12 protein-coding genes are annotated in these 12,564 nt (G+C 70.9%); 3 read left to right on the top strand and 9 right to left on the bottom strand.

All coding sequences use genetic code 11. From position 1 onward, the window contains the following. Positions 1-72 precede the first annotated feature (72 nt). Positions 73-678: an HAD family acid phosphatase gene (locus ABZ478_RS11385; protein ID WP_359547604.1), complete on the bottom strand. Its 606-nt coding sequence runs from the start codon at positions 676-678 to the stop codon at positions 73-75. Between the two features lie 553 nt (positions 679-1,231). Here ABZ478_RS11385 and ABZ478_RS11380 point away from each other — a divergent pair. Continuing rightward, a complete protein-coding gene (locus tag ABZ478_RS11380) occupies positions 1,232-1,783 on the top strand; it encodes a M23 family metallopeptidase (protein ID WP_359547601.1) in 552 nt (183 codons plus the stop codon). A gap of 1 nt (position 1,784) precedes the next feature. Here ABZ478_RS11380 and ABZ478_RS11375 read toward each other — a convergent pair whose 3' ends face one another. Further along, positions 1,785-2,384 (bottom strand): TetR/AcrR family transcriptional regulator, encoded by a 600-nt coding sequence (locus ABZ478_RS11375; RefSeq protein WP_359547599.1) that lies wholly within the window; start codon positions 2,382-2,384, stop codon positions 1,785-1,787. 122 nt (positions 2,385-2,506) lie between these two features. Here ABZ478_RS11375 and ABZ478_RS11370 point away from each other — a divergent pair, with 122 nt between their 5' ends. Next, positions 2,507-4,081 carry an MDR family MFS transporter gene (locus tag ABZ478_RS11370; protein ID WP_359547596.1) on the top strand — a complete coding sequence of 525 codons (1,575 nt, stop codon included), beginning with the start codon at positions 2,507-2,509 and terminating at the stop codon, positions 4,079-4,081. A 115-nt stretch (positions 4,082-4,196) separates the two neighbouring features. On the opposite strand, the gene cseC is transcribed toward ABZ478_RS11370, so the two are convergent. From cseC to ABZ478_RS11345, 5 genes are all read right to left on the bottom strand, one after another. Then, complete coding sequence (cseC, locus tag ABZ478_RS11365; protein ID WP_359547594.1) at positions 4,197-5,549, bottom strand: two-component system sensor histidine kinase CseC; 1,353 nt, start codon at positions 5,547-5,549, stop codon at positions 4,197-4,199. 12 nt (positions 5,550-5,561) lie between these two features. Then, positions 5,562-6,266: a two-component system response regulator CseB gene (gene cseB, locus ABZ478_RS11360; protein ID WP_358937616.1), complete on the bottom strand. Its 705-nt coding sequence runs from the start codon at positions 6,264-6,266 to the stop codon at positions 5,562-5,564. A 36-nt stretch (positions 6,267-6,302) separates the two neighbouring features. Further along, positions 6,303-6,902, bottom strand: a complete 600-nt coding sequence (locus tag ABZ478_RS11355) for a hypothetical protein (protein WP_359547591.1) — start codon at positions 6,900-6,902, stop codon at positions 6,303-6,305. Positions 6,903-6,937: 35 nt separating this feature from the next. Continuing rightward, positions 6,938-7,477: a SigE family RNA polymerase sigma factor gene (locus ABZ478_RS11350; RefSeq protein ID WP_199211452.1), complete on the bottom strand. Its 540-nt coding sequence runs from the start codon at positions 7,475-7,477 to the stop codon at positions 6,938-6,940. Between the two features lie 274 nt (positions 7,478-7,751). After that, entirely contained in the window at positions 7,752-8,627 is an 876-nt protein-coding gene (locus ABZ478_RS11345) for an A/G-specific adenine glycosylase (RefSeq protein WP_359547589.1), read from the bottom strand. Positions 8,628-8,819: 192 nt separating this feature from the next. On the opposite strand from ABZ478_RS11345, the gene ABZ478_RS11340 reads away from it, so the two are divergent. After that, positions 8,820-9,617: a hypothetical protein gene (locus tag ABZ478_RS11340; protein ID WP_359547586.1), complete on the top strand. Its 798-nt coding sequence runs from the start codon at positions 8,820-8,822 to the stop codon at positions 9,615-9,617. A 153-nt stretch (positions 9,618-9,770) separates the two neighbouring features. Here the strand turns inward: ABZ478_RS11340 and disA are convergent, their stop codons facing one another. Together disA and radA are read right to left on the bottom strand one after the other, a co-directional pair. Next, entirely contained in the window at positions 9,771-10,895 is a 1,125-nt protein-coding gene (gene disA, locus ABZ478_RS11335; RefSeq protein ID WP_351667234.1) for a DNA integrity scanning diadenylate cyclase DisA, read from the bottom strand. Positions 10,896-10,976: 81 nt separating this feature from the next. Next, on the bottom strand, positions 10,977-12,386 hold the full coding sequence (radA, locus tag ABZ478_RS11330; protein WP_359547584.1) for a DNA repair protein RadA: 1,410 nt from the start codon (positions 12,384-12,386) through the stop codon (positions 10,977-10,979). Between the last annotated feature and the right edge of the window lie 178 nt (positions 12,387-12,564).

Raw genomic sequence — 12,564 nt, 5'->3', positions numbered from 1 at the left:
TCCGGGGGCACGACGGACGAGAAAAGGGGCTGCCCCGGGACCACGGTCCCGGGGCAGCCCCTTTCTCCGTCGTCAGGACAGCTGGCCGTCGTAGTCCGGCAGCTTGTAGGTCTTCTCGGCGTGGCCGCCGGAGAGGTCCGTGGCGCTGTTACCGACGTTCGCGATGATCGTGTAGCCCCGCTTCTCGATGTCGGCGCGCTGGGCGGTCTTGTAGGCGGCGACGTCCTTGAAGAGGTCGAGGAAGCCGCGGACGCGAAGGCCGGAGACCTCGTAGCCGTCGTGCTCGAGGTTCCACTCGGTGGGCGCCTCGATGATGCCCGGGCGAGCGGTGACGAAGAAGAGCGAGACGCCGTGCTCCTGGGCGTACTCGGCGACGTTCAGCACCGGCTTGTTGGCGGGCTGCGGGAAGCTGAACCCGAAGTCGGTCTCCAGCGTCGTGTTGTCGATGTCGAAGACGATCGCCTGCTTCTCACCCGGCCGGGCCGCGGCGATGCGGTCCTTCAGGTAGGGAAGGGCCTGGTCCATCACGGTCTGGCAGTCCTGCTGCCAGGTGGCGTAGTCGACCTTCGCGGAGGAACCGCTCGTGGTCGCCGCCTCCGCGGGGGCGGCCAGCGCGGTGAGCGCGGCCATGGAGACGGCGGTGACGGATATACGGCGCGCCCAGGGGCGTCTGGTCATCGGTGGGGGTCCTCTCACGTCCGTACTGAAGGGTCAGAACGATTGACTGTCAGGGGCATGATCAGTGCTGAGGGTGGCGCGAGAGGAACCGTAGGGTTACTGAACGGTAGTCGTACAGGGGTCTGCGTCACATTTCGCGGTCCGGCCGGGGTCGGCTGACGGAGTGTCAGGTCCCGGATCCGTCCCCGGATCGCCAACTTCCGTACCGGGCAAGCGAGTAGCGCGGGTCACATTCAGGCACCCCCACGGCCCCCTGGGCCGTGACAAGCCGCACAGGGGAAATGCCCGTTACTACCCGGCTTAGTGATATTTCCTATCAGGTCAAAATGGGGCATTACCGGCACCGCTTGACGAAGAAACCGCATGTCAGCAGCGGTGGTGTCCGAAGAGTCGGTGTCTGTCAAGAAGTGGGTGCATTTGTAGTTGTGTACTACGTCCTGCCGTAGAAGCAGGGCTTTGTGGCGGACTGAGGTGGTGGGTTACCAATGAATGGCCAGCGCGGCGAACGCCTGTACGTCGCACGGCCCCCCGTTCCCTAGTCCACGAGGTTTCGATGTTCCAGCGCTTCACGTCCCGTTCTTCGCGTACGTCCTCGCTCCGCACCCGCGTGGCCGTCCTGGCTGCCGGCATCGGCGCCACGGCCGTGGTGGGAACCGGGGTCGCGAGCGCGGCCACCCCGTCGGCCGCCTCCTGGGTCGACCCGGTGAAGAAGTACACGCTGTCCGCCAGCTTCATGCAGGACGGCAGCCACTGGGCGCACAAGCACAGCGGTCAGGACTTCGCCGTCCCGACCGGCACCGAGGTTCTCGCCGCGCACGGCGGCACCGTCGTCAAGGCCGGCCCCAACGGCGCCGGTGACGGTCCCGCCTACGGCAACGCCGTCGTCATCAAGCACGGCAACGGCACGTACTCGCAGTACGCGCACCTGTCCCGGATCGACGTCAAGGTTGGCCAGGTCGTCAAGACCGGTCAGCACATAGCCCTTTCGGGCAGCACCGGTAACTCCACCGGCCCGCACCTGCATTTCGAGATCCGGACCACCCCGAACTACGGTTCCGCGGTCAACCCGGTGGTCTTCCTCAAGGCCCACGGTCTGAAGGTCTGATCTACCGTTCCCCGTGGGCGCCTTGATGCGCCTGCGTGACGAGATCCACGGCGACTTCGAGGACGGCCGCGCGCTTCTTCTCGAAGTCGCCTTCCAGGTCCTGCATCACGAACATCCCCGCGTGCAGCGTGAACAGCGCGCTCACGCAGCGGACCTGGTCGACGAGTTGGGCCTCGGGGTCGATGATGATGTCCCTGAGGCCGCGCATCCGGTCCTTGAAGGACTCGCCGATGCGCAGCTCCCGGACCGTGGCCTGGTTCTCCTGCATGAACCGGAAGAGCGGTTCCGCGCCGGCCAGAGCCTGGCTGTAACGCCGCACGATCTCCTGCTTGGTCTCCAGCGTGTGCGGCTGGCTGCGACCCCACTCGATCAGGTCCTCGATCGGCTGCGTCAGATCCTCGAAGAGGCTGACGATGATCTCTTCCTTGGTCTTGAAATGGTAGTACAGGGCCGCCTTCGTGACGTCGAGACGCTGGGCGATCTCGCGCAGGGAGGTCTTCTCGTAGCCGTGCTCGGCGAAGAGTTCGAGCGCCACATCCTGGATGCGCTGGCGGGTGTTGCCGCGGCGCTGATGCTTGGTGCCGTCCATGGTGACGCCCATCCTCGTACTCCTCGCGCTCCCGCAAAACTTACTTGACGACCGGCTAGTGGCGGGTCTACCTTCCCTCAGTGTAGTGAACTAGCCGGGCGGCAAGTAAGGGGCCGTCGGGGGGAGTGGGAGAGATGGCGGACACACAAGCGGTCGCGGCGGACCGGAAACAGCCCGGGCAACCGGAGGAGTCGCAGGAGAAGCAGCCCAGGAGCGTCCGGGTGGTGCTCCTCGCCCTCATGATCGCGATGATGCTCGCGATGCTGGACAACATGATCGTGGGCACCGCGATGCCGACGATCGTCGGTGAGCTCGGCGGCCTCGAGCACCTGTCCTGGGTGGTGACCGGCTACACCCTGGCGACCGCCGCGGCGACCCCGGTCTGGGGCAAGCTCGGTGACATGTTCGGCCGTAAGGCCACCTTCCTCAGCTCCATCGTGATCTTCCTGATCGGCTCCGTGCTCAGCGGCATGGCCCAGGACATGGGGCAGCTGATCGGCTTCCGTGCCGTGCAGGGCCTCGGCGCCGGCGGTCTGATGGTCGGCGTCATGGCGATCATCGGCGACCTGATCCCGCCGCGGGAGCGCGGCAAGTACCAGGGCATGATGGCCGGCGTCATGGCGCTGGCGATGATCGGCGGCCCGCTGGTCGGCGGCACCATCACCGACAACTGGGGCTGGCGCTGGTCCTTCTACATCAACCTGCCGCTCGGCGCCGTCGCGCTCGCGCTCGTCAGCGCCGTGCTGCACCTGCCGAAGAAGCGGTCCAAGGCGGGCATCGACTACCTCGGCGTCGTCCTGCTGACCGTCGGCATCACCTCCATCGTGCTCGTCACCACCTGGGGCGGCACCGAGTACGCCTGGACCTCCGCGCGGATCATGGAGCTGATCGGCATCGGCGTGGCCGCGCTGGTCGGGTTCGTGTTCTGGCAGACCAGGGCCGCCGAGCCGGTGCTGCCGCTGCACATCTTCCGCAGCGGCAACTTCACCCTGATGTCGGTCATCGGCTTCATCACCGGCTTCGTGATGTTCGGCGCCACCCTCTTCCTGCCGCTGTACCAGCAGGCGGTCCAGGGCGCCTCCGCGACCAACTCGGGTCTGCTGCTCCTGCCGATGCTCGGCTCGATGCTGGTGACCTCGATGGTGGCCGGCCGGGTCACCACCAACAGCGGCCGCTACAAGGTGTTCCCGATCGCCGGCGGCGTGCTGATGATCGTCGGGCTCTACCTGCTGTCGCTGATGGACACCGACACCACGCGGCTGACCTCCGGCATCTACATGGCCGTGCTCGGCGCGGGCATGGGCTGCCTGATGCAGATCACCATGCTGGTGGCGCAGAACAGCGTGGAGATGAAGGACATGGGTGTGGCGTCCTCCTCCACCACCCTGTTCCGTACGCTCGGCTCCTCCTTCGGTGTGGCCGTCATGGGCGCGCTGTTCAACCACAAGGTCCAGGACGTCATGTCGGAGAAGGCCGGCGCGCTGGGCTCCAAGGTCACCGAGAAGTCGGCGCAGCTCGACGCGGCGAGCCTGGCGAAGCTGCCGGTGCAGGCGCGGGAGGCCTACCAGCACGCGGTGTCCGCCGGCACGCACTCGGCGTTCCTGCTGGGCGCGGTGATCGCGGTCCTGGTGCTGATCGCGGCGCTGTTCGTGAAGGAGGTGCCGCTCAAGGGCGGCCCCCAGAAGCCCGAGGTGACCGAGGCCCTCTGAGCCTCTCCCGGTCCGAAGGCCCCCGGCGGTGTCCGCCCCGGGGGCCTTCGCCGTGCCGGCCCGCCGGACGCGGCGACCGGCCCGCCGGCCCGGACCCGCGGCGACCGGTGAGGCCCTAACGCCCGCCGGACACCGGCAGCATGGGATGGCTGCCGGTGTTGGTGGGGGCGTGCTCCGGGAGCCAGAGGACGGCCACGGCGCCCTCCGCGGGAACGTGGTCGGGGGCCCCGGCCGGGCGTACGTTGCGGAAGGTCAGCCGGGCGCCCAGCACCCGGGCCTGGCCGGCCGCGATGGTCAGGCCCAGGCCGTGGCCCTGGCCCGCACGGTCCTGGCTGCCGGTGCGGAAGCGGCTCGGTCCCTCGGCGAGCAGGGCCTCGGGGAAACCGGGGCCGTGGTCGCGGACCCGGATGACCCGGCCCTCGACGGTGACCTCCACCGGCGGCCTGCCGTGCCGGGCGGCGTTGGCCAGCAGGTTGAACAGCACCCGTTCCAGACGGCGCGGGTCGGTCGTGACCTCCGACTCGTGCACCACCCGTACGGTGATGTCCGGGTCCTTGGCCGCGACCCGCCGGGCGACGAACTCGCCCAGCATGATGTCCTGCAGCTCGGCCCGCTCGGAGGCCCCGTCCAGCCGGGCCACCTCCAGCACGTCCTCGACCAGGGTGCGCATCGCCTTCGCCCGGTCCAGGACCAGTTCGGTGGGGCGCCCCGGAGGCAGCAGCTCGGCGGCCGTCAGCAGACCCGTCACCGGGGTGCGCAGCTCGTGCGCGATGTCGGCGGTCACCCGCCGCTCGGCCTCCAGCCGCTGCCGCAGCGCGTCCGCCATGGCGTCCACCGCGCGCGCGAGGTCGTCGGTCTCGTCCCGTACGACCCCGCCGATGGCCTCCCGCACCCGTACGTCCGTCTCCCCCTTCGCGACCTGGCCCGCCGCGGCCGCCGCCTTGCGCAGCCGTCGCGAGAGCTGCCCGCCGATCAGCACGCCGAGCGCGCTGCCGCCGAGCACGACCGCGATGGAGCCGATGACCAGCGCCTGGTCGAGGTCCTTCATCACGTCCGTGGAGCGGTCCGGGAAGTTGCCGTGCAGGGACAGCACATGCCCGTCCTTGACCGGCACGGCTGCCCAGATGTCCGGCCCGGCGCCGCGGTCGCTGACGTAGCTGGCCCGGCGGCCCTCCCTCACCTTGTCGCGCAGCGGCGGCGGCAGCTCCGGGTCGTCGATCTTGATGCTCGGGAAGTTCGGCCGGCCGCCCAGTTCGTAGTTGCGCTGCGCGATCTGGACCCGCGCGTTGGCCAGGTCACGGGCGTTGTCCAGCATGGAGACACGGGCCGCGTTGTGCACGACGAGGCTGAGCGCGATCGCCACCAGACCGGCGACCAGCGCGATCGCCGCGCTGAGCTTCCATCTCAGCCCGGTCCGCAGTCCCGCCCGTTCCACGCGCCGCATCGGGCGCCGAATGATCCCCCGCATGTCCCGCTCCGCTCAGGCCCTCAACTTGTAGCCGAACCCGCGGACCGTCTCGATCCGGTCCTGGCCGATCTTCTGGCGCAGCCGCTGCACATGGACGTCGACGACCCGGGTGTCCCCGCCCCAGCCGTAGTCCCACACCCGCTCCAGCAGCTTGTCGCGGGAGAGCACGGTGCCGGGCGCGCCGGAGAACTCCAGCAGCAGCCGCATCTCGGTCGGGGTGAGCGCCACCGGGCGTCCGGCCCGGCGTACCTCCATGCCCTCGGTGTCGATCTCCAGTTCGCCGAAGACCAGCGGCCCGCCGTTCAGGTCCGCCGCGGCCCCCGAGCCGGCGGCGGCCCCGCCGGCGTGCCCGAAGCGGCGCAGCACCGCGCGGATCCGGGCGACCAGCACGGCACCGTCGAACGGCTTGGTCACGTAGTCGTCGGCGCCCGCCTCCAGGCCGAGGACGACGTCGATGGAGTCGGCGCGCGCCGAGAGCATGATCACCGGAACCGTCGACTCGTCCCGGATGCGCCGGCACAGGCTGACGCCGTCCAGGCCCGGGACCATGACGTCGAGCAGCGCGATGTCGGGCCGGTTCGCCCGGAAGGACTCCAGCCCGGAGAGCCCGTCGGGCATGGCGGTCACCGCGAAGCCGTCCCGCTCCAGGGCGAGCTGGGTGGCCTCGCGGATGACGTCGTCGTCCTCGACGAACAGGACGTGGGTCTGGTCTGCCATCCCGGGTGCTCTCAGTCCTCGTGTGCTTGTGGTCGGTCAGTTGTCCGGAGCGGGTGTCGCGTCCTCGCCGACGGACTTGCTGTAGTCGTTGTGGACGGGCTTGCCCTGGGCGAAGCGCCCCGCCTTCCACCTGTAGGGGATGACGTCCTCGCCGGACGGGCGGGAAATCGGGTCGCCCCTGCGGTACACCTGCTTGGTCACGGTCAGGACGCCCTGGACGATCTCCGCGTAGACCGGGGACTCCTCGGACCGGAAGACGTTCTTGTACGCGCCGTTCTCGTCCCGGTACACGTACGAGCCGACACCCACCGCGTCCGCGCAGGTCAGCACGTTGACCACGACATCGCTCACGGCGCCGCCGGTCAGGTCGCCGTAGGACACGTCGACCGGGTAGTCGTCGCCGTTGCACGGCTTGAGGTCGCGCTTGACCGAGGCCGAGACCGCGGGGTCGTGGCGCAGCAGCGCCACCGCGTCCACCCGCCGGTAGGAGTCGGACGGACTGGGCGGCGGGGAGGCGCCCGCCACCGCGGAGGCGTGCGCCGGGCCCTCGTCCCGGGCGCCGGTCCCCCCGGTGCCGCAGGCGGCGGCGAAAAGGCCGAGGGCGGTGACCGAGGCCGCCGCCGCGATCACCGCCATTGAACTGCCTGGGGCCCGTTCGGGCCCGGCCCCGATCAGGCCGCGCAACGCTCCCGCTCCTCACGCTCCAGCGCGCGTGCGTCCAGATCGCGCGCCTCCAGCTCCTCGCGGAGCCGGGCGAGCGCCCGGTGCAGCGTGCTCTTGACCGTACCCGCCGACATACCGAGGGCCGCGGCCGTCTCCTCCGTGGACATCTGCTCCCAGTGTCGCAGCACCACGACACTGCGCTGTTTCGGTGCGAGCACCTTCATGATGTCCATCAGCAGGGCCCGGTCGGCGTGCTGCTCGGTGGCGTCCTCCACGGAGGACTCCGGGAGCTGCTCGGTGGGGACCTCCTCCAGCTTGCGCGCCCGCCACCACTCGGTACGGGTGTTGATCATCACCCGGCGCAGGTAGGCGTCCGCGAGCCGCTTGTCGGCGATGCCGTCCCAGCGGCCGTACGTCCGCACCAGGGCGGTCTGCAGCAGGTCCTGGGCGTCGACCGGGTCCGGGACGAGCCGGCGGGCGCTGCGCAGCAGCGCTTCCTGCCGGGTGCGGACGTACTCCTCGAACTCGAGCACCTCACCCTGCGCCATGATCGACCGCCTCCGTTCCCCGTGTACTCCGGCCCCGTGCCGGAAGTCCCGCCGTGCTGCCTGCCCGTTGGTCCGCCGGGCACGGGAAGAAAGCTACGGAGCGGTTGTCACGAGGCTGTGCGGAGCAGCCTGCGGCCGGCAATCGGCTGTCCGTCGGTTGTGTAACGGAAGTAGGTACGGGGTAAGGAACGCGGCGCTTATGTCCTGCTATTAACTGTTTCGTCGGCCGGAGCCTGTTGCAACGAACGCCGATCGGCTGTGACTTGGCTGTGCGTCAGGTCAGCGGCAGCCGGTACAGGGCGCCCGGCAGCGGCTCCACCAGACCGTCCGTGACGAGCCCATCGAGCGCGCGGGCGCGCTGCACCGGCTCGTGCCAGACCCGGTCCAGCGCCGCCTGCGGCACCGGCGCGTGCGCCTCCCGCAGTACGGCGAGGAGCCTGCCGCGCACCTGGCGGTCCGTGCCCGCGTACGTCTGGCCGCGGCGCGGCGGGCCCTCGTGCTCCGGCTTGCCCGCGAGCCGCCACGCGCACTGCGCGGCGATCGGGCAGCGCGGGCAGCCCTCGTTCTTCGCGGTGCACACCAGCGCGCCCAGCTCCATGGAGGCGGCGGCCCAGCGTGCGGCCGTCCTCTCCTCCTCCGGCAGCAGCTCCCGGGCCAGCCGCCGCTCGGCGGCCGTGGTGGCGTTCGGCGGGTACTGAACACCCGTCACCGCCCGCGCGAAGACCCGGCGCACGTTCGTGTCCAGCACCGGGTGGCGCTGCCCGTACGCGAAGGAGGCGACCGCCGCGGCCGTGTACTCGCCGATCCCGGGGAGCGCCAGCAGCTGCGCGTGATCCGTCGGCACGTCACCGCCGTGCCGTTCCGTTATGGCCGCGGCCGCTCCGTGCAGGCGCAGGGCGCGGCGCGGGTAACCGAGCCGGCCCCAGGCGCGCACCGCCTCTCCGGGGGCCTCCTTGGCGAGGTCGGCGGGGCGGGGCCAGCGTTCGATCCACTGCTCGTACACGGGGAGCACCCGGCTCACCGGCGTCTGCTGCAGCATGAACTCGCTGACCATCACGCCCCAGGGGCCCGCATCCGGGCGGCGCCAGGGGAGGTCGCGGGCGTGGGAGTCGAACCAGGCGATCACGGGGGCGTGAAGCTTCTCAGTCATGGCCTTCCGATCCTGCCACGGCTCGGCGTGTGGTGGCCGACGACGGCGCGGTCGCGGAGCGTCGCGTCGCGTGGCGGTGAGTGAAGAAGCCCTTCGTCCGCGGGCAGTTGCCGTGATGATGATCCGGAAAAGTTGTCGTCCGGACGGCGGGTGGCGCGAGCCGGAGCGGTGATCTCTCGTACAGTTTGCGCCGTGGGATCTCTGCGCAATCCGGTCGGGCCGCTTCCCTCCTCCATCTACTGGCGACGGAGGGTCCTCATGCTGTCCGTACTCGCCCTGTTGGCGCTGCTGATCACCTGGATGGTGACCTCGGGCGGCGGGGGCGGCAAGAACGGTGCCGACGGGCCGAACGGCAAGAATCCCGCGTCCACCATCACGCCGGGGCCCTCCTCGTCCGGGCCGGCCTACAGCCAGCACCCGGGCGGGCGTGACGAGCCGGGCGGCGGGGACACCGGCGGGAGCGGTTCCGGCTCGGGCGACACCGGCTCGGATGACAAGGGCGGCTCCGGCGGTGGCTCGGGCGGCGGCTCCGCCGCAGGCGGCGGCGGGGTCGGTACCGAAAACGCGCTGCCCGCGTCCTCCTCGCTGCCCAACTGCACGCCCGGCGCGGTGACGTTGACCCTGCGCAGCGTGCACAACTCCTTCTCGCCGGACCAGACGCCGGAGTTCGAACTCGTCGCGAAGAACTCCTCGTCCGGTGACTGCAAGGTCGATCTCGGGCCCAAGAAGGCGGTGTTGACCATCACGCCGGCGGAGGGCGACGACGCGTACTGGTCGTCGGCCGACTGCCCGAAGAGCGCGGCGAGCCTGCTCTTCCGGGTGAGCGCGGGTCAGAGCATCACGTACAACGTGAAGTGGGACCGGAAGCCGAGTGCGCCGGAGTGCGCCACGCCTCCGGCGGGGTCGGCGAAGGCGGGGACGTATCTGCTGGAGGCGAAGGCGCCGGGGTTCGCCAAGGCGCGGGCCTCGTTCGTGCTGTCGGCCGACTAGCGCGGCGCATTGTCGCTGTCGTGGCGCCCTGGGCCGCGGCCGGGCACGGACTGTTCCGCTTGCCCGTGCCGCGTCGGCGGGATGCCTTCCCCGCCCGCCCGTGCCGCCTCGGCGATACGCGTGCCCGCACTTACGCGGCCACGTCCGCGCCGGTCAGACGTACCGCTCCAGGATCGACGACTCGGCCAGGCGGGACAGGCCCTCGCGGACGCTTCGCGCCCGGGCCTCGCCGACGCCGTCCACCGTCTGCAGGTCGTCCACGCTCGCGGCGAGCAGCTTCTGGAGCCCGCCGAAGTGCTCCACCAAACGGTCGATGATCGCGCCCGGCAGCCTCGGCACCTTCGCCAGCAGCCGGAAGCCGCGCGGGGAGACCGCGGAGTCGAGGGTCTCGGGGGAGCCCGTGTAGCCCAGTGCCCGCGCCACCGTGCCCATCTCGAGGAGTTCCGCGTGGGTCAGGGCGTCCAGCTCCGCGAGCGCCTCGTCCACCGTGCGGGACCGCTTCGCCGTGGGCTCGGGGACGTAGTCCCGGACGACCAGTTCGCGGTCGGGCTCCACCCCGGCGATCAACTCCTCGAGCTGGAGCGCGAGAAGACGGCCGTCGGTGCCGAGTTCCACCACGTACTCGGCGATCTCGGTGGCGATGCGCCGGACCATCTCCAGACGCTGGGCGACCGCCGACACGTCCCGGACCGTCACCAGGTCCTCGATCTCCAGCGCCGACAGCGTGCCCGCGACCTCGTCCAGGCGGAGCTTGTACCGCTCCAGGGTGGCCAGGGCCTGGTTGGCGCGGGAGAGGATCGCGGCGGAGTCCTCCAGCACGCGGCGCTGGCCGTCGACGTAGAGGGCGATCAGCCGCATGGACTGGGAGACGGAGACCACCGGGAAGCCGACCTGCTTGGAAACCCGGTCCGCCGTGCGGTGCCGGGTGCCGGTCTCCTCCGTCGGGATCGTCGGGTCCGGGACCAGCTGCACGCCGGCCCGCAGGATCTTCGACAGGTCGGAGGAGAGCACGATGCCGCCGTCCAGCTTGCACAGCTCCCGCAGCCGTGTCGCGGCGAACTCCACGTCCAGCACGAAGCCGCCGGTGCACATCGCCTCGACGGTCTTGTCGGAGCCCAGGACGATGAGCCCGCCGGTGTTGCCGCGCAGGACCCGCTCCAGGCCGTCACGCAGGGGCGTGCCGGGAGCCACGGCGCTCAGTGAGGCGCGCATCAGGCGATCGGAGCCGGCGCTCCCACCGGACTTTCCGGGAGCTGCTGCCCGGTCGTTGGCTGCCACTGCACTCCTCCGGTCGCAGGTTCTGGGGCGCCGCCGTCGCACGCACTATGTTCGTACGGACGGGCGAGACCTGGGCAAAGTCTACCGGCGGTCTTCCGCCTCCTGTGGGGCCTCTCGGCGACGGGAGCGCGGCAGCACCCGGAGCGCGTCCCCCATGTCGGCGACTTCCAGCACCTTCATCCCGGCCGGGACCTTGCCCGGATCACCCGGCACGAGGGCGTGTGTGAAGCCCAGCCGGTGCGCCTCGGCGAGCCTGCGCTGCACGCCCGTGACCCGTCTGACCTCGCCCGCGAGCCCCACCTCGCCGATCGCGACGAGGTTCTTGGGCAGGGGGGTGTCGCTGGCGGCCGAGGCGAGCGCGAGGGCGATCGCCAGGTCGGCGGCGGGCTCCGAGAGCTTCACTCCGCCCACCGTCGCGGAGTAGATGTCCCGCTTGCCGAGCGCGCTGATCCGCCCGCGCTGCTCCAGCACCGCGAGCATCATCGACACCCGGGAGGTCTCCAGACCCGAGGTGGTCCGGCGAGGAGAGGGGATCTGGGAGTCCACGGTCAGCGCCTGCACCTCCGCCACCAGCGGGCGGCGGCCCTCCAGGGTGACCGTCAGGCAGGTGCCCGGGACCGGTTCGGCACGACGGGTCAGGAAGAGCCCGCTCGGGTCGGCGAGGCCCGTGATGCCCTCGTCGTGCAGCTCGAAGCAGCCGACCTCGTCCGTGGCGCCGTAGCGGTTCTTCACGCCCCGGACCAGGCGCAGGCGGGCGTGCCGGTCGCCCTCGAAGTGCAGGACGACGTCCACCAGGTGCTCCAGCAGCCGGGGGCCCGCGATCGCGCCGTCCTTGGTGACGTGGCCCACCAGCAGCGTGGACATGCCGCGCTCCTTGGAGGCGCGGATCAGGGCGCCTGCCACCTCGCGCACCTGGGCCATGCCGCCGGGCGCGCCGTCGATCTCCGGCGAGGCGACCGTCTGCACCGAGTCCAGGATCAGCAGGGACGGCTTCACCGCGTCCAAGTGGCCGAGGACGGCCGCCAGATCGGTCTCGGCGGCCAGGTACAGATGGTCGTCCAGGGCGCCGATGCGGTCGGCCCGCAGCCGCACCTGGCTCGCCGACTCCTCACCCGTCACATAGAGGGTGCGGTGCTCGTCACTGGCCGACTTGGCGGCCACGTCCAGCAGCAGGGTGGACTTGCCGACGCCGGGCTCGCCCGCGAGCAGGACCACCGCGCCGGGCACCAGACCGCCGCCGAGCACCCGGTCCAGCTCCGGCACGCCGGTCGGGCGGGCGGTCGCCTGACGGCCGTCGACCTGGCCGATGGGCAGCGCCGAGCTGGTGACCCGGCCCGGCGCCGTCGTACGGACCGCGGGCGCGCCGTACTCCTCGACCGTGCCCCAGGCCTGGCACTCCGGGCAGCGGCCGAGCCATTTGGCGGTCTGCCAGCCGCACTCGGTGCAGCGGTAGGACGGTCGGTCCTTGGTGGTCTTGGTACGGGCAGCCATGCGGAAACCGTAGCCCGCGGCACTGACACCGCCCCCACGGGCCGCCCGGTACCGGTCAGGGCCCGTCGGGTCCGGGCCGTGGAACGAAAGGTTCCTGTCCCCTTATGAGGGATCGTTTCACCCGTACGAATTAAAAGAGCTCAAGGCGCCGGAAGGAGCACTGCGCCGCCGCCTACGG

It is taken from the genome of Streptomyces sp. NPDC005706 (genome assembly GCF_040631045.1).
Lineage (GTDB): Bacteria > Actinomycetota > Actinomycetes > Streptomycetales > Streptomycetaceae > Streptomyces.
Note: the sequence above shows the minus strand (reverse complement) of the source record. Positions and strands in the feature narration are given on the sequence as shown.